General features: G+C 59.9%; 15 protein-coding genes. 11 read left to right on the forward strand and 4 right to left on the reverse strand.

Going from position 1 to position 20399, the window contains the following annotated elements:
* The coding region (locus ACSQ8V_RS18495) for a replication initiation protein (RefSeq protein WP_213764327.1) at nt 1-1350 on the forward strand (1350 nt) is incomplete at its 5' end.
* A gap of 106 nt (nt 1351-1456) precedes the next feature.
* Here ACSQ8V_RS18495 and ACSQ8V_RS18500 read toward each other — a convergent pair.
* Nucleotides 1457-2521: a ParB/RepB/Spo0J family partition protein gene (locus ACSQ8V_RS18500; protein ID WP_436206688.1), complete on the reverse strand. Its 1065-nt coding sequence runs from the start codon at nt 2519-2521 to the stop codon at nt 1457-1459.
* A gap of 24 nt (nt 2522-2545) precedes the next feature.
* Nucleotides 2546-3208 (reverse strand): ParA family partition ATPase, encoded by a 663-nt coding sequence (gene parA / locus ACSQ8V_RS18505; RefSeq protein WP_062085299.1) that lies wholly within the window; start codon nt 3206-3208, stop codon nt 2546-2548.
* 1531 nt (nt 3209-4739) lie between these two features.
* Here parA and ACSQ8V_RS18510 point away from each other — a divergent pair.
* The 9 genes from ACSQ8V_RS18510 (at nt 4740) to ACSQ8V_RS18550 (ending at nt 15881) form a co-directional block, all read left to right on the forward strand.
* Nucleotides 4740-6125, forward strand: a complete 1386-nt coding sequence (locus tag ACSQ8V_RS18510; protein ID WP_436206689.1) for a GntT/GntP/DsdX family permease — start codon at nt 4740-4742, stop codon at nt 6123-6125.
* Between the two features lie 67 nt (nt 6126-6192).
* The gene (locus ACSQ8V_RS18515) at nt 6193-6480 is read left to right on the forward strand and encodes a DUF1272 domain-containing protein (protein WP_436206690.1); all 288 of its coding nucleotides are present in this window, start codon (nt 6193-6195) and stop codon (nt 6478-6480) included.
* Nucleotides 6481-6668: 188 nt separating this feature from the next.
* Complete coding sequence (fae, locus tag ACSQ8V_RS18520) at nt 6669-7208, forward strand: formaldehyde-activating enzyme (protein WP_436183233.1); 540 nt, start codon at nt 6669-6671, stop codon at nt 7206-7208.
* A gap of 78 nt (nt 7209-7286) precedes the next feature.
* Entirely contained in the window at nt 7287-8324 is a 1038-nt protein-coding gene (locus ACSQ8V_RS18525) for an aldo/keto reductase (protein ID WP_436183234.1), read from the forward strand.
* Complete coding sequence (locus tag ACSQ8V_RS18530) at nt 8321-9766, forward strand: NAD-dependent succinate-semialdehyde dehydrogenase (protein ID WP_436206691.1); 1446 nt, start codon at nt 8321-8323, stop codon at nt 9764-9766. The genes ACSQ8V_RS18525 and ACSQ8V_RS18530 overlap by 4 nt, the downstream gene beginning before the upstream one ends.
* A 94-nt stretch (nt 9767-9860) precedes the next feature.
* Entirely contained in the window at nt 9861-11270 is a 1410-nt protein-coding gene (locus ACSQ8V_RS18535; RefSeq protein WP_213764334.1) for an MFS transporter, read from the forward strand.
* A gap of 358 nt (nt 11271-11628) precedes the next feature.
* On the forward strand, nt 11629-12189 hold the full coding sequence (locus ACSQ8V_RS18540) for a fimbrial protein (protein WP_436183237.1): 561 nt from the start codon (nt 11629-11631) through the stop codon (nt 12187-12189).
* Nucleotides 12190-12275: 86 nt separating this feature from the next.
* Entirely contained in the window at nt 12276-13019 is a 744-nt protein-coding gene (locus ACSQ8V_RS18545) for a fimbrial biogenesis chaperone (protein ID WP_436206692.1), read from the forward strand.
* 180 nt (nt 13020-13199) lie between these two features.
* Nucleotides 13200-15881, forward strand: a complete 2682-nt coding sequence (locus ACSQ8V_RS18550; RefSeq protein WP_436206693.1) for a fimbria/pilus outer membrane usher protein — start codon at nt 13200-13202, stop codon at nt 15879-15881.
* 229 nt (nt 15882-16110) lie between these two features.
* Here the strand turns inward: ACSQ8V_RS18550 and ACSQ8V_RS18555 are convergent, their stop codons facing one another.
* Complete coding sequence (locus tag ACSQ8V_RS18555) at nt 16111-16980, reverse strand: LysR family transcriptional regulator (protein WP_436183240.1); 870 nt, start codon at nt 16978-16980, stop codon at nt 16111-16113.
* Nucleotides 16981-17277: 297 nt separating this feature from the next.
* Here ACSQ8V_RS18555 and ACSQ8V_RS18560 point away from each other — a divergent pair, with 297 nt between their 5' ends.
* The gene (locus ACSQ8V_RS18560) at nt 17278-19662 is read left to right on the forward strand and encodes a GNAT family N-acetyltransferase (RefSeq protein ID WP_436206694.1); all 2385 of its coding nucleotides are present in this window, start codon (nt 17278-17280) and stop codon (nt 19660-19662) included.
* 105 nt (nt 19663-19767) lie between these two features.
* Here the strand turns inward: ACSQ8V_RS18560 and ACSQ8V_RS18565 are convergent, their stop codons facing one another.
* A complete protein-coding gene (locus ACSQ8V_RS18565) occupies nt 19768-20313 on the reverse strand; it encodes a hypothetical protein (protein ID WP_213764340.1) in 546 nt (181 codons plus the stop codon).
* Between the last annotated feature and the right edge of the window lie 86 nt (nt 20314-20399).

Here is a 20399-nt window from a genome sequence, read left to right on the forward strand (position 1 = left end):
ATGGCAACCAAACGCGCGAAGAAGACCGACATAGTGAGTCCGAGTTCGGCGGAGCTGCGAAAAGCCGTCGAAGCCATCGCTATCCAGCCAAAAAGCGGCAAGATCACGCTTTTGACTCGCAAGTTATTCAATGTGCTGCTGGCGGTCGCTCAGCAGGCGGACGAATCCGGGGACACTTATCGCGCGCTTTTATCGGACATTGTCGCGAATGCGGCGTTCGATTCCAACGATACCGCGCTGGTGAAAGAGCATTTGCGCCGCATGGTGTCGGTGCAGGTTGAGTGGAGTACAGGCACGTCGAGTCTGAAGCCTGGGCGTAAGTGGGGCATATCGACGTTGATCGCAGACGCCGAAATTCTCGAAGACCCCGCCACGCGGCGGGTGTGGGTCGAGTTTTCCTTCGCCCCAAAGATCAAGAAAAAGCTGCTTGACCCGGTGCAATACGCGCGCTTGAGTCTGCAGTTTCAAAGTCAGCTCCGCAGCAGCGCGGGCCTTGCGCTGTACGAAATCTGCGTCCGCTATCTGACGAATCCGAGCCATCTCACTATGCGCGAGACTTGGGAATGGTGGCGGCCGATCCTCTCAGGAACGCCCGACACCGAAGCGGGCGACGAAGCCAAGCGCGAGTACAAATATTTCAAGCGCGACTATCTTCGGCCCGCGATCGCGGAAGTCAATGCCGTTACCAACATCTTTGTCGAGTTGATCGAGCACAGGGAAGGCCGGCGGGTAGCTGAAATTCAGTTTCGCGTGACCGAGCGCAAGCAGCCTATGCTTGCACTCGATGAACATCCGAATGTGTTCGACAGTACGTTGGTCGATCGCATGGTGAAAATCGGGATTCCGCTGAAAGATGCGCAAACACTTTACGCGGACAGTGAGGAAAACCGAATTCGTTCAGCGTTGCAAATGACTGAGCAGAGAATGCGAAGCACGTCGCTGCCCCCGGTGCGAAGTGCGGCGGCGCTTTTCAAGGACGCTTTGAAGAAGGGATATGCACCCCAGGTCGAAGCATTGCCGGCAGTAGCGGCTCCAGCGAAAACCAACGGAGCGCCAGCGGACGACCTGAAGGCGCGTTTGCTGAGCGAATATTCCGTGTTTCGCCGGAAGGAAGCACGCTCGTTATACGAGGAACAAGGTGAGTCTGAACGGGAGCTGGCCCGTCAGACCTTTGAGGAAGATGTGTTGCCGGAGCTCGGCACACACATGCGTGACGATTGGCGGAAGCGGGGTCTCGATTCAAAAATGGGCGAAACCTCGTTTTTCGACTGGCTTGCGCGTAAGACTTGGGGGGAGCCGACCGACGGCGATCTGCTGGCATTCACGTTGAATCAGGGTCGTGCCGCCTAAGAACCCCGTTAGAGGTGTTGGTACTAAGGGGGCCGGTAGCTGAAGTCGCGCTTGTGCCCCCTTGGTGCCCCTATTCGCTTTCTCGTGCGCCGTTATCCAGGTTGCTTCATCGTTTTACCGTATCCGCTTGCAGCATCTTCTCTATCTGTTGAAGAATTTCGTCGCGTTTGTCTTTCGACAAACCACGTAAGCGCAACTCGAGCCTGTCGTCTCCATACGTCTTGAGATCACCCACGGCAAGCCCGTCCAGCTTGATTTCCAACCGCTGCGCATAGCGTTGACGCCCTGCGGGTTTGGGCGTTTCTTGTGCGCTTGCACGGCCTTTCACAATGTCAGCGACTTGTCGGGTGCTCAGATCATCCGATGCAATTTTGTTGATCAACCGCAGCGTGGCATCTGCGCCGCGCGCCGTATGAAAGCGTGAGACCTGATAAGCCATATTCGAACCAAATCGATCCGGCCGGGCGACCATCTCATGCATCACGTTCTCGGGTAGCTTCGCGATAGCTAAAGCGACGGCGATCGTCGATTCGTCGAGGCCCAGGTGGTCGGCGAGTTCTCGCTGGCTCTGGAAGTGCTTTTCATCGAGGAAACGCTTCCAGACGATGGCGTTATCGAAGACGGTTTGCGAGTCCCGTTGTACGTTTAGGTCATAACCCAGCTTGTAGCTTTCGATGCCAATAGGAAGGTCGATGACAATCGCCTTCACGGTTTCTTTATTGGCTTCCTTCAGCGCCCGTACTCGGCGGCCACCGTCGCTAACAAAGAAAGTGCCCGGGTTTTCGTGATCGGGAATCACGTGAATGGCTTGCTGCTGGCCTTGCTTCGCCAGATTGACGGCCAATTCCGCGATGGACGCCTTCAGATAAAAATGCCTGGGGTTGAACGGGCTCGGCTTGATGGCCTTTAGCGGCAACTCAATGACCTGGCCGCGTACGTACCTGTTTTTCCGGCGCCACACCTGGAAGTTTTCCGACTCCTGCGCCGCTGGGTCGTCGTGGAATTCATCTTCGGTGTAAGCGCTGGAGCGGCCGGTGACCTGCTTGTCATTCCCCGCCTCTTGATTGACGATTTCGTCGATAGCATTGATGCGATCAAGGGCCGTGCGCTTTTCGCTGCTGGTCGTATCCGGCCGGGCTTTGAAGCCTTTTGCGAACTGGGTAGGTTTCATTCGGGATCCTTTATGCGCATAAAGTCAGGGAAGCATGGCGAGAACTTCGTCAGCGCACGCACGTATTTCAATGGCGGCCAGTCGCGCGCCGCGGTCGCTCATCTGAAGTACGGTCTGGCCTAGCGCCATCGCCTGCTTGTAGCACTCGCGGGTCGGAATCTGGGTCTTCAGCAGAGGGAACCCCAATTCTTCCAGCGCACGCTTCAGCTCGCGCGTCAGCATACGTTTCTCCTCGGTTTTGTTGAGGAGAAACACTGCGCGCAGATCTTCATTCATGACCTGTGCTTGCTGAATGAGTTTGACGAGGCCCACGCTGGACCAATAGTCAGCAGGTGACGACGATGTCGGGACAATGGCAACCGTCGCAGCGAGAAGGACGACGCCCGATACTTTTTCCGTAATTGAGGGCGGGCAATCAACGACGATGATGTCGTAGTCGTTGACGAATTTCTTGATCTCTCGATGAATCTGGGCCCCTGCTTCGGACAGGTTCACGATAGGAAACGGGATGCCGCTGGCCTCGTCGGCCGCAGCACTGGCCCAGTGGACCAGGGTATTTTGCCCGTCCGCATCGACGACGAGCACCCGCTTTCCTTTCTCGTGAAACGCCGCGCCTAGATGCATTGCTATCGTGCTTTTTCCTACTCCGCCCTTCTGCTGCGTGATCGCAATGATTTCAGCTGCCACGTTTTGCTCCCAAATTTAGCTTTTCGAATTTTACATTGAAAACTCAATTTTTCTAGCGATAACTCATCGGGTTGGCCGTTTGGCCGATTTTCTGTGGGGTTTATGCGCATAAAGTCCCCGCGCTGGAGTTGCTTGGCTATGCGCCGATGCTGTTGTCCAGCATTGAAATCTATGGACCCGTCCTGCGAAGCGGTTGAGGGGCTTTTGATATTTGGCCCGTGCGCTAATGAAGTTGATGCGATTCCAGCGCACCGCCGATCACCGTGCCGAGAATCGTCGATCCGACTGTTGCCGATTCAAGCCACGCGTTGGCCGGGATGAGCTTTTCGGGCGGCAACGACAACAATTCCGGCCATGTTTCGAGTCGGATTGAGTCGGAAACCTTGGATTTGGCTGCTGGGCCTCGGTCCGTTCTTTGGATGTTTCGGCAATCCCACCAGCCTCTTCGAGCCATTTGGGTGAGAGTGCGGGCTCGCTACAGAAGGCCGATTGGACTCGATCGATGGCCTCTCACACGGCGACGTTAGTACATGGTCCGTCGGCCCCGCTCAGTGATGATCGACGTTCGCTTGTGCCGGAACCGTTGCGGCCGTGATGAGTACCTCGCCTGGCAGAAAGCGACCGCGAGTCGGCGTGGAGCCATGAAATTCGTCAAGGAGGCGGAGCTTTTATGCGCATAAAGTCCACGTGCGGCTAATTCTGAGGTAGCTGTCCAAGGGACGGAAGGCGCCCGGCTCGGAAGTCGGGACAAAACTTGATCAGTCAGCCCCGATTCGCATCCGATCCGCGCAGATGCCCTATTGGCGGTTGTGGGAATGGAACATCGGCGGAGTGCAAATTGGAGGCTTTGGGGGCATCCCGATTCCGAACGCCCGGGTCAAATTCGAAATGTCTGGAGTGATCCACAGGCCGGAACGTTATCTACAGGCGCTTGTTCGCCGCTACTTCCGACCCCGCCGCCACGGAAATTCGCTATACCCGCACCTCCACTTGTTAAAAGCGTATCTCCCCGTGCAGGCGACCGCAGTCATAATGCTCGCCACAATCGCCGGTTTAGATTGAAATTATAATAGTTAGAATTATTAGACGCGATAAACGCCATATGCGACAGCTACCGCGCTAATTTGGAAAGGTCATTTCGATGAAGCTATTAATCGACCACGGACTTCAAGACGCAAAGAACGGAGGAACGAATCGAACAAAGAGTAAGGAGTAAGGCGCACCCCTTAACCCATTCAACGAGCTGAAGTTGTAAAGCGCGCACTCGCGTCCGTCCCGTATTCGCTAAAAACGTTAAAGAACGAGAGAACGAGACCAAATCGACTACCTCCAATCAAACGCCATCCTCACCCCCTAAAAATCACCTCCAAACCCCTACGACCCGAAAGACCCCCAAGTATTTTGTAAGCATTCACTCGTAAAATCCGGCGACCGTACGAAGCCTGCGACCTGATTTATCAATACCGGCCGTCGCGGACAACCGGGCAACGGACAAACCAGTCACCCTCTCCACTTAGCCAAGGGCATTTCAGTGCATCTGACCTCGACTCTCGCCGCGTGGTCCGCCCACGACACGCGTCTTCTCATCGCATGCGCGCTCGGTCTGGCGTCAATCATCGTTCTTATCAGCGCGCTGAAACTTGCGCCGTTTCTCTCAATTCTCGTCGGCACTTTTGTCGCGGGTTTCACGGCGAACTTGCCGCTGGAAGCCGTCGCGAGCGCGTTCAGCAAAGGGGCGGGCGGAATCCTGGGGGATGTCGGCATCATCATCGCGCTCGGCGCCATGCTCGGTGCGCTAATGGCGGAATCGGGCGCGGCGGACCGGCTGGTCTCCACCATCCTCGATCACTCCACGCCGCGCACGTTGCCGTGGCTGATGGCGCTGGTGGCCATCATCATCGGCTTGCCGCTGTTCTTCGAGGTGGGTCTCGTCATGATGGTGCCGATCATCTTCGTGATGGCGCGCCGCTCGAAGCAACCTATCCTGCGTATCGCGATCCCCGCGCTGGCCGGCATGACAACGCTGCACGCGCTGCTGCCGCCACACCCGGGCCCGCTGATTGCGGTCAGCGCGCTGCACGCGGACCTTGGCATCACGATGGGGCTGGGTTTCATCATCGCCATTCCCGCCGTGATTCTCGCCGGGCCGGTCTATGGCATATGGCTGTCGCGCCGCATGCACGTGGAGGAGCCGGAGGAAATGGGCAAGCTGTTTTCATCGAAAGTCGATGCAAACGGAGCGCTCGACGCGCCGAGCTTCGGCATCTCGTTGCTGACCATTCTTCTGCCTGTCGTCCTGATGCTTGGCCGAACGGTGGCGAAACTGGCAATTCAGCCCGAAACCTTTCTCTTCGATGCCCTCAATTTTCTCGGTGAGCCGCTTATCGCCCTGGGGCTCACCGTTCTTTTCGCGATCGTCGCGCTGGGCTGGTCACGCGGCATGCCGCGCGACCGGGTGGGCGGCATCCTGCGCAAAAGCCTGCCGCCGATCTGCGCTTTGCTGCTGACCATCGGCGCGGGGGGCGGTCTCAAGCAGACGCTGGTTGTCGCCGGCATCAGCACGACGATCGGCAAGATCGCCATCGGCTCGCACATGCCGCTGATCCTGCTGGCCTGGCTGATTGCGGTGGCTTTGCGGCAGGCGACCGGCTCGGCGACCGTCGCGACCACGACCACTGCGGGGATCATCGCCCCGGTCGTGGCGGGCTTGAGCGCGACCCACAACTCGCTGCTGGCGTTGGCGATCGGCGCGGGTTCGGTGTTTTTCTGCCACGTCAACGACGCCGGTTTCTGGATGATCCGCGAGTATTTCGGCTTGCAGCTGAAGCAGACCGTCTACGTCTGGTCGGTGTTGCAAACCATCGTCTCGGTAGTCGGCCTCGCGTTGACGCTTGTCATGTGGGGCGTGCTGACGTAAATCGTGGGCAGATTGGCAAGGCAAGCGGGCACTCCGACCCTAAACTGCAAAAAAGGAGATATCGATCATGCTTGCCTTGCGTCCCTCTTGTGAATGCTGTGGAAAAGCGCTGCCGCCGGACGCGCGCGACGCGATGATCTGCAGCTTCGAATGCACATTCTGCGAAGCCTGCGTGTTGTCCCGGCTCAGCAACGTGTGCCCTAATTGCGGCGGCGGCTTCCAGCTCCGCCCGATTCGGCCGAAAGCCATGCTCGAGCACCGGCCGGCCTCAACCGACGTGCACCCGTCCGGCGTGAATGAACAAGCGCATCGCGCATTCTTCGATCGCTACAGCGCGATCCCGCCCGCCGAATGATAAACGCAAGCAGGCCTGAAGGCCGTCAGCCGATGACGTCGCCTTCGTCCTGATCGTCGTGTTCCCGAGTCAGGGCATTCCCTGATCTGAGCGGCGCTCATACCCATCCGCACGAATCGTCGATTCCTCCTTATCGGCGTGCGCTCGCACAATCTGTTCATCGATCCACTCCATGAACGGAAGCCACCATGCCAACACCCCAAACCGGCCGCACTCTCCATATTGGCGAGGGCTTTGAAGGCCCGGGCGTCAATCTCGCTCACATCAACGTGCTCGTCGGGCCGCGCAACGGTCCCGCGGGCCAAGCGTTCGCCACCGCACTTGCTACGCCTTCGGCCGGCCACGCGCCGTTTGTCGTCATTGCGCAACCTGGGGTGCCGACCAAACCGCTCACGCTGTATGTCAACAAGGCCCCCATTGCCGGTGAATTTCACGGCAACGCAACCTGGGGGGCGTCGCAGGCAGGCATTGCGAAGGCCGTCGCTGAATCGCTCGAAGACGGCACATTGCCGCCTGAAGCGGAAAACGATTGGGTGGTGGTAACGGCGAACTGGGTGAACCCGTCTACCGACGATCTCGACGCCGTTTTTCGCAACAACTACCGTGCGACGAAAAACGCTCTCAAGGCCGCCATGCTCGGCTTGCCGTCGAAGGAAGACGTGTTCGCGGCCGCGCGTGAAGTATCGAATCCCTTCTACACACCCCGCTTGCCGCAGGCAGCCCTCTAATGCAGGCCGCCCTCTGAAAATCAGCGTGCCGGTGCCGTGCGTCGGCAACCGTCGCCACGCCTCATGGAGACTCAAAGAATGGAATACGTCCGTCTTGGCCAGTCAGGCCTGAAAGTATCGCGCCTGTGTCTCGGCACCATGAATATGGGCACCCCGCAATGGAAGCCGTGGATTTTCGACGAACAAAAGAGTGAACCAATCGTCCGCCACGCGCTGGAGGCCGGGGTGAACTTCATCGACCTGGCGGATTTCTATTCGGCCGGCGTCGGAGAAGAAGTCGTCGGCCGCATTCTCGGACGTCTTGCGCGGCGCGAGGAAATCGTGGTGACGACCAAGGTCGGCTATGACATGGGTTTGTATCAGAACGCCGGTGGTCATTCGCGCAAACACGTGCTCGACGGTATCGACGCATCGTTGCGGAGGCTGGGCATGGACTATGTCGACATCTACATGCTGCATTACTTCGATACCGCCACGCCCGTGGAGGAAACCATGGGCGCGCTGAACGACATCGTCCGTTCGGGCAAGGCGCGTTATATCGGGGTATCGACCATGTACACGTGGCAACTGGCGAAGATTGTCCAGATCTGCGAGCGGCATGGCTGGCACAAGCCTATCAACATGCAGTTGCAGTTGAATCTTGCATACCGCGAGGAAGAGCGAGAAATGATGCCGTATTGCGCCGACCAGGGATTGGGCGTGTCCGTCTTCAGCCCGCTGGCGCGCGGTCTCCTGACGTGCGACTCCGCGTCCACGCGCAACCAGACCGACTTCTTCACGTCGCAAATGTACGGCGACGCGGCGTCACGGGAGATTGCGGCGTCGGTGGCGCGCGTGGCGAAACGGCGTGGCGTGAGCGCGGCGCAAATCGCGCAGGCGTGGGTGCTCCAGCGCGATGGCGTCGCCAGCATGCTGGTCGGTGCGGATTCACCTGCCCAGTTCGATAGCGCGCTCAGTGCGCTCGGCACCCACCTGGACGCGGACGAACTGTACGAACTCGAGCGCAACTACACGCCGTGCGATGTCATCAATGACTACACGGCCGGGCGTCGTACCGCACGCGAATCTCGCGCGCCACAAGGTGAATTCGTTCAACCGATGAAGGACGCCGCATGAATCTGCTTCGCAAAGAGCATTACATCGATGGCGCCTGGCACAAAAGCGCCGAGACTTACGCCGTCCGCAATCCAGCTACGGGAGAAGTGATCGCACATATCGCGAAGGCCAGCGTAGCGCAAACGCACCAAGCCATCCGCGCTGCGGAGATTGCGTTTCCCGTTTGGCGCTCACTCACCGCGAAAGAGCGTGGGACGCGCATCAGGCGCTGGGGCGAACTGATGCTGGAGCATCGCGATGCGCTCGCCGAACTGCTGACGCGTGAGCAAGGCAAGCCGCTCGCGGAAGCAAAAGGCGAAGTGGCCTACGCCGCAAGCTTCCTCGAATGGTTTGCCGAAGAAGCGAAACGCAGCTACGGAGATGTGATCCCGAGTTCGAAACCCGGCTCGAAGATTATCGTGACGCGTGAGCCGGTCGGCGTGGTCGCAGCCATCACGCCCTGGAACTTCCCGCTTGCCATGATCACGCGCAAAGCAGGCCCCGCGTTGGCGGCTGGTTGCACGATGGTGCTGAAGCCGTCCGAGGAAACGCCGTTGAGCGCGTTGGCACTCGCTGTGCTCGCGGCGCAAGCCGGCATCCCGGCGGGCGTGTTCAACGTCGTATCCGGAGACGCTGTTGCGATTGGCGCGACGTTGACCGCATCGCCCGCAGTGCGCAAGTTGTCATTCACCGGATCGACGCGTGTAGGCAAGCTACTCGCCGCGCAATCCGCCGACACGTTAAAGAAGCTCTCTCTGGAACTCGGGGGTAACGCGCCGTTCATTGTGTTCGACGACGCCGATCTCGACGCTGCAGTACAAGGCGCGATGGCATCGAAGTTTCGCAACACGGGCCAGACCTGCGTATGCGTGAACCGTTTTTTCGTGCAGGCGAGCGTGTACGCCGCATTCACTCAACGGCTGACCGAGGCAGTACGCAAGCTTCGGGTAGGGGACGCGCTCGAGCAGGAAGTCGATCAGGGGCCGCTCATCAACGAGGCCGCATTCAGGAAGGTCGGCGATCACGTCCAGGACGCGTTGAGCAAGGGCGCGACAGTACTGACCGGCGGACGCCCACATGCGCTGGGTGGGACGTTCTACGAACCGACGGTGCTCGCTCACGCGAACCGCACCATGTTGATCGCTCAGGAAGAAACGTTTGGACCGGTGGCGGCTTGTTTCCGCTTCGAGACGGAGGCGGAAGCGATCACGCTTGCCAACGACACTCCGTTCGGACTTGCCGCGTATTTCTACACGCGCGACCTGGGCCGCGCGTGGCGGGTGGCCGACGCACTCGAGACGGGCATGGTGGGTATCAACGAAGGAATCATATCGACCGAGGTGGCGCCGTTTGGAGGCGTCAAGCAGTCAGGCCTTGGCCGTGAAGGATCAAAGTATGGCCTCGATGAATACATGGAAATGAAGTACATGATGATCAGCGGCCTGATGGGCATTGACCGCTGAACGCCGAAAGGTGCCGGCTATGCGCCAGGCGGTGTCGCTGCCCGCGCATAGCCGGCATCAGCGCAATTGAAGAACATATAGGTAAGGAGACGCAGTGAGTCATCAGGACACGTCAAGCAGTGCATTCCCGATCAGTCCGCCGCCTCATGCGGGCACAACGCCTGTCCGTACGCAAGCGCCGCAGACGCCGAAACCGGTGTTACTCGACGACATTCCGTTAAACCGGTTTCACATGAAAATTGCGGGCCTGACATTTGGTGCGCACTTCACCGAGGGTTATGCGCTCGGCACGGTGGGATACGCGCTGGCATCGATGAACCGGCAGATGCCACTCGATTCATTCTGGATGGGAGCAATTGGCAGTTCCGCTTTGATCGGGATTTTCCTTGGCAGCCTGGTATTTGGCCGGCTGTCGGATCGACTCGGTCGCCAGCGCATTTTTCTCAGTAGTTTTGTCATCATCACAGTAGCGGCGTTCCTGCAATTCTTCGCTACCTCACCTATGGAGCTCTTCGCGTTGCGGGTGTTGATCGGCTTTGGAATGGGGGGTGACTTCACGGTCGGTCATGCCATTCTCGCTGAGTTTTCGCCACGCAAGCATCGTGGTGCATTACTCGGCTCGTTCAGTGTGGTGTGGACAATCGGTTATGTCGTGGCGAATGTGCTCGGCATGTCCTATGGAGACGCATCACCGGACGCGTGGCGCTGGCTTCTTGCCTCCGCGAGTCTTCCTGCGTTCATCGTGCTGCTGTTGCGTATCGGTACGCCGGAGTCGCCGCGTTGGCTGCTTGGCCAGGGACGGGCGAAGGAGGCGCACGACATCGTGCGCAAGCATTTCGGTCCCGACGTGATACTCGACGCAGAGGATGCAATTGCCGGCATCCATACGAAACAAGGCTACGGGCGGCTGTTTCAGCCAGACCTGATCCGCCGGACGCTGTTTAATTGCGGTTTCTTCGTCTGTCTGGTCATTCCGTACTTCGCCATCTACACGTTCCTGCCGGGTATTCTGAAGGTGATCGGGCTGAGCAACGGTTTCGGTGCGGACCTGTTGCTCAATGCCGTGCTCGTGATCGGCGCGGTGCTGGGAATCTGGCTGACGATCAAATTGCCACGTCGACACTTCCTGATCGGATCGTTTGCCGTGACCTGCGCAATGCTCGTGGCCATGAGTTTGCTGCCGTCGTCCGCCACGCTCGCCATGATTGTTGCGTTCGCTGTCTTCACCCTGACCATGTCGGCGTTCAGCAATCTCGTTGGCGTCTTCCCGCCGGAATGCTTTCCGACGGAAGTACGCGCGTCGGGTGTCGGGCTGGCTATTGCATGCAGTCGGCTTGGTTCAGCGATCGGCACGTTCCTGTTGCCGGTGGGTATCGCGGAAATCGGGTTTCACTACACGATGATGGTCCTGGCCGGCGTGCTGTTGATCGGCATGATCGTATCCATTGCATGGGCACCCGAGACACGCAACCTTACCTTGCGTGCCGCGAGCAGTTCGTCATAACGAGCCACGCCACCGGCTAAGCACAGCCTCCCGAAAAGTCTCACCTCAAAAAGGCGTCCGCATTGCGGACGCCTTTTTGCTTTCAGAAACGCGCATCGCCTCCCTCACACACTCTCCATTTCGTTTTTAGGAATTCTCAGTTTTGTCCTAATTCTTTCGGAGAGTTCCGAGGGTCATCTGAGGTGCCCGGTCTTAATATTCATTCACTCGCAGACGAACCGGTTCATCGCCTCCCACACGAATCCAGACGATGAAAAAACAGGTGGCTCGCACTGCGCGCTCAGCATCGTGGGACGAAGTAGTCCTAAGCGCTGTAAGTGTCTACAAACCCACATTCATTTCTCTATTGGAAACGTTCATGAAATCCTTCATCTCTACCCTCGCTGCTGCTGCAACCTTGGCCACCCTGGCGCTCGCTTCAACCGGTGCAAGCGCTGCTGACGGCACGATCACTTTCACGGGCGCCGTGACCGATACGACTTGCTCGATCGATGCAAAAGCGGCTGGCGCCGCTGACAAGAACGTCACGTTGCCGACGGTGACGGACAGCACGCTGGGTGCCCCAGGCGCAACGGCCGGTACGACAGGCGCGACCGATCTGACCTTTGCGCTGAGCGGCTGCTCGACCGAAACGAAGGCAGTCGCCCGTTTCGAGAATGGCCCGACGATCGACCAGAGCACCGGTTATCTGACGAACCAGGCACCGGCCGGTGCGCAGAACGTTCAGGTTCGTTTGCTCAACGCATCGCGTCTGCCCATCAACGTGGTCACAGGCGCAAACAACGACCTGGCAGGCAACGGTGTCGCAATCGTGTCGGGTGCCGCGAACCTGCAGTACTTCGCTGAGTACTACGCCACCGGCAAGGCCACAGCCGGCCCGGTCAACACCTCGGTCCAGTACACGGTCGACTACCAGTAAGCCGTATCAGCAGGCATCTGCGGGGTGCAGATGCCTGTTTTTTTACCGAAATTTCGAGATACGTTTTTCACGGAGAAACATCAATCATGAAGTCCATTAGTCGAATTGCATGTGGTTTGGGTCTGGTCGCAGCCCTCTTGGCCGGCAGTGCGGGCGCGAGCGTGACCGTGAGCGGCACGCGGGTGGTGTATCCCCTTGAAAATCGTGAGGTGACGGTCAAGCTGACCAACAATCGCGCTGAACCGTCGCTGGTGCAGGTATGGATGGACAAGGGCAATGCGGACGCCAAGCCGAGTGAAGCGAGCGCGCCGTTCGTGCTGACACCGCCGATCTTTCGCATGGATGCCAACAAATCGCAGACGCTGCGCATGATGTACACGGGTGATGCGCTGCCGCAGGACCGCGAGTCGGTATTCTGGCTGAACGTGCTCGACGTGCCGCCCAAGACCGCGAAGAGCACCGAGTCCAACACGCTGCAGTTTGCGTTTCGCACCCGCATCAAGGTGTTTGCGCGTCCGAAGGGCTTGCCCGGCACGGCCGACGAAGCGGCCGGAAAGGTGACCTGGAAGCTTGTACCGTCAGCCGACAACAAGGGCTACGACGTGAAGGCGACGAACCCGACGGCGTACTACGTGTCGTTCAGCAAGATCGACGTGGTGGGTGCAGGCCAGACCTATACGAACGACATTGGCGGCATGGTCGAGCCGCGCGGCACCGCGCAGTTCCCGATCAAGAACCTGAAGACGGTTCCTGCCAACGCGCACGTCAAGTACCAGGGTATCAGCGATTTCGGCGGCGCCCTGCCGTTCGAAGCACCTATTGCCCCGTAAGGCCCCGCAAGACTCGCCGTAAGGCTTCGCCCCGCACCGGGGCGAATTGAAGGTGTCGCGGGCCATATCGAGCCGACGCCTTCCCCCAACACTCAACACGCGTTTTACCGAACGGACTGTCCCGAACAGCCCGGTGGGTCAAGTCGCGTCTGAATTGACCTAACCATCGCAGGCTGAATCATGAAACTCGCTGCTCAAACCGCATTCAATGCTCAGTACCCGGTCGCATTCCGGCTGCGCCTGAAGCCGCTTGCCGCGATCGCTTTCTCGATGATGGCGTGCGGTGCGATTTCTCAAGCCGTGGCGGAGGCCGCGACAACGCCGCAAACCCAGACCGGCGCCATCGATGAAGTCAGTTTCGACAACATGTATCTGCGCGGGGACGCGGGCACGGCCATCGACACCAGCCGTTTCACGCGCGGCAACGCGGTGACCCCGGGAACGTATTCGGTCGACCTGATCGTGAATGGCGCGCGTTTGGCGCGTGAAGACATCCGCTTTGTTTCAACCGACGGCAAGCTGGGCTCAACGCCTTGTTTCAACCGCGCGTTGTTGCAGCGCGCGGGCGTGGATCTGGCGAAGGCCGATGCGGCCGCGGGACGTGGCGCGGCAACGACTGCGGCAACAACTACTGCCAACGCCGACACCTGCGCTGAGATTGGCGCCATCGTACCGGGCGCAACGGTCGATTTCGATTTCACGCAGCAGACGCTCGAACTGAGCGTGCCGCAAGCGTTCATGAAGAACTCGGCACGCGGTTATGTGCCGCCCGAACAATGGGACCAGGGCGTCAACGGTGGTTTCATCAGCTACAACGCGAACACGTATCACACGGCGAGCTCGGGCGTCGGTTCGAGCCAGAGCTATCTTGGCCTGAGCGCCGGCCTGAACATTGGCGCGTGGCATATCCGCCACCAATCGTCGATATCGACCGGAACCGGTCAAAAGACGCAATTCGACAACATCGCGACCTACGCGCAGCGCGACGTGACGAAGCTCGGGTCACAACTGACCGTGGGCGATACGAGCACGACCGGCGAGATCTTCGACAGCGTATCGTTTCGCGGCGTGCAACTGGCCACCGACGACCGCATGCTGCCTGAATCGATGCGCGGTTACGCGCCGGTCGTACGTGGTACCGCGGAAACGAACGCCCGCGTGACGATCCGTCAGAACGGCCAGGTGCTGGAGGAAACGAACGTCGCGCCGGGCCCGTTTGAAATCAACGATCTCTACTCGACCGGCTACGGCGGCGATCTGGTGGTGACCGTGACGGAAGCCGATGGCCGCAGCAAGGAATTCACGGTGCCGTTTGCGTCGGTGGCGCAATTGCTGCGCCCCGGCGTCACGCGTTTCAGCGCGACCGCCGGCCAGTTGCGCAACGATTCGCTCGATACGAAACCCGTCTTCGCCCAGTTCACGATTCAGCGCGGCCTGACCAACACGGTCACCGTTTACGGCGGCGCGGTCGCGTCGAGCGGGTACGGTGCAGTGAACGTGGGCGGTGCGTTGAACACGGGTATCGGCGCATTCTCGATGGACGTGACGGGCGCCTTCACCAGCATCCCGAACGCGCAGTCGATGCACGGCACGAGCTTGCGCGTGGGTTACAGCAAGTTCATCGCGGCAACAGATACGAACGTGTCGGTCGCGGCGTACCGCTTCTCGACGGCGGGTTACATGAACCTGAACGATGCCGCGTCGGTGCGGGATATTGCAGATCACGGTGGCGATATCAACTCGGTTTATCGGCAGCGTAACCGCATGCAGGTGTCGATCAATCAAAAGCTGGGCGACCACGGCACGATGTTCGTGACGGGTTCGTCGCAGAACTACTGGAACCACGGTGGTAACGACACGCTGTTCCAGGCCGGCTACACCAACGCGTTCAAGTACGGAACGTACAGCCTGACGGCTGGACGCACGCGGTCGATGGACGGCCAGATGTCGAACGAATTCATGCTGAGCACCACTATTCCGCTGGGCCACAAGGCGCATGCGCCGATGCTGACCACGACCGCCTCGCATACCTCCGACGGCGCGACGAACATGCAGGCGAACGTGAGTGGTTCGCTGGGTGAAACGAACCAGTTCTCGTACAACGGATATGGTACGTATAACGCGGGCGGCAGTTCGGCCAACAACGGCAACGCGGGTTTGAGCGCGACGTATCGGGCGCCTTATGCGACGTTGAATGCATCGGCGAGCGCGGGTGGCGGCACGCGTCAGGTGTCGGCCGGCGTGCAGGGTTCGGTGGTGGCGCATCCGGGCGGGGTGACTTTATCGCAGACGGTGGGCGACACGATCGGGATTGTAGAGGCGCCTGCTGCAGCCGGTGCGATGGTGACGAGTTCGCCGGGAACGAAGGTGGATTCACGCGGTTATGCGGTGGTTCCGTACTTGTCGCCTTACACCATGAACGAAGTGGATATTGATCCGAAGGGCACGTCCACCGATGTCGAATTTAAATCGACGTCAGCGCAAGTGGCGCCGCGTGCAGGCTCTATAGTGATGATGAAGTACGAGACGGTGAGTGGTCGGGCTGCATTGATTCAGGCGCCGAAACTGGGTGGTGGGACGTTACCATTTGGAGCGAGTGTGGAAGACGAACAAGGCAAGAGCGTGGGTGTGGTCGGTCAGGACAGCAGAATATTTGCACGGGGTCTTGAGGATCAGGGAGCGCTGACGGTGAAGTGGGGAAATGGCCCGGTCGAACAATGCCGGATTGCTTATACGCTGCCGAAGAAAGATGCGAAGGCGTATAACCCCGGGTATTTGTCGCTGCAGTCGCATTGCGTGTTGGGAAGTGAAATGGTGGCGGGGGCGACCAACGCTGCGATGCCGGCGACTGTTGCACGGTAAAGCTTGGTCCGGCTGACGTTTGAACAACTGAGCGAAATATAATGACTGGAATCATTCCCCGAGGCTGCTGAATGCGTATGGCTATCCTGCTTATCTGCATGAGGCAGTGCCCGCAGTGGATCGGCGAATGCAAAAGCAAGCTTCGCCATTTCATACCGTCAGGCATCCAGTTGGGCGATGTTTCCGGTTAAGGTCCTTATGTACTTCTATCTTAAGTTGAGACTGCCGTTCAAACGGGCTGGGCAGTTTCGTGGCACAACCAATCGGCGAAGCCGGTCACGGTGCTGGCGTCGCGGTGCGCTTCCGGTACGTCCAGCCAGTATCCGAATGGTCCGCTGATCTCGACGTCCGACATCCTCACCAAAGCACCCTCGGTCAACTCATCAGCAATCATGTTCAGATCCACAACGGCCAAGCCTACCCCGCGTCGCGCCGCATGGATTGCCTGCTGCAGATTCGAAAATTCAATACCGTTCTCGGCATAACGCGGTGGCAGTCCCGCTTTCGCCAGCCAGTCCGGCCAGAGGTTCAGACGCACATCCTCATGAAGCACGTGAAGCGCGGGCAATCGATCCAGCAATATCTCGACCGGTGTCCCGCTGAACGACGCCGATCCCACTAGCGCGTGCCGCTCTACGATCAGCAGTTCCGACCACCCATGCGCCGCAGCGTCGCGCCCGAAGCGCACGCTGCAATGACACTCGTCGCTTTCCTGTGTACGAATAGACAGATCGACGTCCGGCAACTGGTCCGCCAGTGCCGCTAGCCGCGACGAAAACCACTGCGTGGCAAACGTGGGCGGCAATGACACAATCAAACGCTTGCGCTCGACGCTTCCCGTCAGGTGACGCGTTCCGCGCTCGATCACGTCAAATGCCTCTGTCACCGACGGCATCAGCAACACGCCTGCCTGCGTCAAGCGGATCCCTTTATGGTCGCGCTCGAAAAGCTTCACGCCCAGTGACTCTTCCAGTAGCCTGATCTGACGGCTTACGGCTCCTTGTGTGACACACAACGCTCGCGCCGCGCGATTGAAACTCAAATGACGCGCCGTTTCTTCGAAGAAACGCAACGCAATCAACGATGGAAGATGTCGCATAGTGATTCCTGACCGCCCAACCTTCTCGGTTTTCTTTGTGGCCGAGTAGACGTACGTACCTCCACGTGCCTCCTCTGCGAACCAGAATCGCTCCTGTCCCGCGTTTGATTAAATTACCTTGGTTCCCGGTACGAAACAATAGTCCGTTCGGTTGACGCCGAAACAAAATGAATTCTCATATCGGGCATCAGGAAATGTAAGAACGGTTGTTGGAAAAGGCGGGACATAGGCCGTCCGGCCAGTAGTTGGGGACTCGCGAATCGCCTATGCTGGATACATCCCATTTACGGAGGCCGCATGACCGTACGTAATCTCGACGCACTGTTTAACCCGAAGTCGATTGCCGTGATCGGGGCGTCACTGCGTGCGGGCAGTATTGGCGAAATGGTGTGGTCGCGGCTGAGCGCCGCCAACTTCGCGGGCCCGGTCTGGCCGGTGAATCCGAAGCATCGTCAGTTGAACGGGGCCGCGGTGTTTGCGCATATCGACGACTTGCCGGAGATACCGACCGTGGCGGTGCTGTGCACGCCACCACCCACATGGCCCGAGATCGTCAGCCAACTGGGAGAGCGTGGCACGCGGGCGGTGGTCATAATCGGGCAGGCGGGGGAGCCGAAGGGCCGCGACTGGACACACCGTACGCTGGCGGCTGCGCGGCCATTTTTGCTGCGTGTGGTCGGTCCGGCGAGTGTCGGCGTGATGACCCCAGCTGTGGGCGCTGTGCTGGGGGCGCCGTCATGCGCCATTGCGGCGGGCGGGGTAGCGTGGGTATCGGCGTCGAACGCGTTGACCAACGGTGTGATGGGCTGGGCGAACGCACGTGGCCTGGGTTTTTCGCGGGTGGTCGCGCTGGGCGACGAGGCTGACGTCGACGTGGGCGATATCCTCGACTTCCTCGCAAGCGACTCACGGACGCGCGCGATCCTGATGGCCATCGAATCGGTGCGAATGGCGCGCAAATTCATGTCAGCGGCGCGGGCGGCGGCGCGCAACAAACCCGTGCTGGTTTTGCGCACAGGTCACGACGATCCTTTCGACGCGCTTTACAGCGCCGCTTTCCGGCGCGCCGGCCTGGTAAGGGTGGACTCGCTCGACGATCTGCTCGATGAAATAGAGACCCTCGGCGTGGGCCGCGTGGCCGCAAGCGACCGGGCGACCGTCATCACCAGCGATCGTGGCGTGGCCGCGGTCGCCGCCGACGCGTTCGCCGCGGCCGGCGATGCGCTCGCGCTCTGGCCCGAGGCCGCGCGCGTGTCAGTCGCCGCCGTGCTGCCGCATGCGCGTCTGGAGAACCCACTGCAACTCGGAGACACTGCAACCGCCGCAGACTTCGGTGCGGCGCTCGAAGCGCTGGCGCCGCATCGCGAGACCGGGACGGCGTTCGTGGTCCATGCGCCAACACACACCGCGCCTGTTGCGGAAGTCGCGCGCGTGTTGATCGAGCAGCAAAGCCACGCGTATCGCGGTTTGCTGACCTGCTTTTTCGGCTGCGTCGACCAGGCCACGCGCGACGCGTTGCATGCCCACGGCATTCCCGTCCATACCACGCCTCAACGCCTTGCGCGGGGTTTCGCGCGGCTCGTAGATTATCGGCAGGGTCGCGAGTTGTTGATGCAGACGCCCGACGGGCCGCGCCCTCAGACGCTAGTTGCGCTGGACAGCGCGCAGGCTCAGGTCATGGCCGCATTGACTGCGGGCGTCGCGGAACTGGACGGCGAGCGGGCGTCGCGGGTGCTGGCGCAGTTTGGCCTGGTGGTGAAGGCGGGATCAGCGGGGCCAGGGAGCGAAGACACTATCGAAATCGATGTCCGCTTGCTGAACCATCGCGTGTTTGGACCGGTGTTCGAATTCAAGGCTGTTGGCGCACTCGGGCTACCGGACGCGTTGCACGAATTCGCCTTTCCGCCGCTCAACCCGGTGCTGGCGCGTGACCTCGTGATGCATTCACCCAGAGCGCGCGAACTCCCGGCGGAGAACTTGCTGAGGGCGTTGACGGGGCTGTCGCAGGCTGTTTGCGAGATCGAGCAGATTGTCGCGTTGCGGTTGACGGTGCGCGTGACCCGCCAGGCGGTCGTGGTCTACGAACCGCATCTGACGCTGGCTGCGCATCGCACGCCGCTCGCCATTCAGCCGTATCCGCGGCAACTGGAGGAGGCTCTCGACTGGAACGGCTTGCGTATCACCGTGCGGCCTATTCGTCCCGACGACGAAGCCGCCCATAGTGCTTTCGTCGCCGCGATGACACCGGACGATCTGCGTCTGCGGTTTTTCAGCTCCGTGCGCAGTTTCGATCACTCGCAACTCGCTCGGATGACGCAGATCGACTATGACCGAGAGATGGCGTTTATCGCCGTCACGGGTGAACACGACAGTATCGAGACGCTGGGGGTGGTGCGCGCCGTTGCCGATCCGGACAACGAGACGGCTGAGTTCGCGGTCGCGGTGCGCTCGGACCAGAAGGGCAAGCGGCTGGGAACGTTGCTGTTGACTCGGATCATCGCGTATTGCCGGGCACGCGGGACACGCTGGCTGGTCGGCGAGGCGTTGCGCGAGAACACCGGCATGATCGGACTCGCGCGCCGTTTAGGATTCGAGATAACGGCCACGGAGGATCCGGGCGTAACCGGTTTCAGGATGCGGCTCGCCGAAGCAGACGCAAAAGCCGACGCGCTGCCGTCATGAAGGCTATGAAGATCGTGCAGGTGAAGATCGCCGGCATCCGGCCGCCGTAGTGAGCGACCAGAATGCGTGCTGCAGCATGCTTGCCCGCGACCGTTGCTCTTCGAATCAGGCAGGCAGCTTTGCGAGCGCTTCGTCGACCTGTGCGCGCGATACAGCCAGCTCGTCCAGCCACGCATCGGCATAAGTGCTACCGGTTTCACGCTCCAGACGCGCGATCGTCGCCGCGCAACGCGTAGCGTCCTTAGGCGTAGCAATAAACGCTTTCACCGACGCGCCCGACGTGAACGCTTCGAACAGCGGAACGCGAATGTCGTCAGGCAGGGCGCGAGTGGTCCATTGATACGGCTTGCCATTGAACGACAACTGCGGCGGCATCACGCGTTCTTTCTTCGCTGCGGGAATCAGGCCGAAATTGCGGGCTGCATCGGCGATCTGGTCGGCCGTAAAGAGTTCGTCCGCGCTGATGTCGAACTGCTTGATAAACGTTTCGATCGACTGCATTGCGGCCGCGCGGTCGTCGCGCTTTTGCTGCGCGCGAGCGACAATATCGCGCAGCTCGTCCGCTTCCTCGCTCGTGATCGTGAAGCTGGACTGTTTTTGCTGAAGTTCGGAGAAGCGCTGAAATTCGGGATCGGAGAGGAGTTTCGCCATTGCCTTGCGTAGAAAAAGACGCGAAACGTCGCGTGAAGCGACGATCCGCTTTTTGAGAGGGTCGCCATTCTAACGCGTCGCGCGGA

It is taken from the genome of Caballeronia sp. LjRoot31 (assembly GCF_964253885.1).
Taxonomy (GTDB): Bacteria; Pseudomonadota; Gammaproteobacteria; order Burkholderiales; family Burkholderiaceae; genus Caballeronia.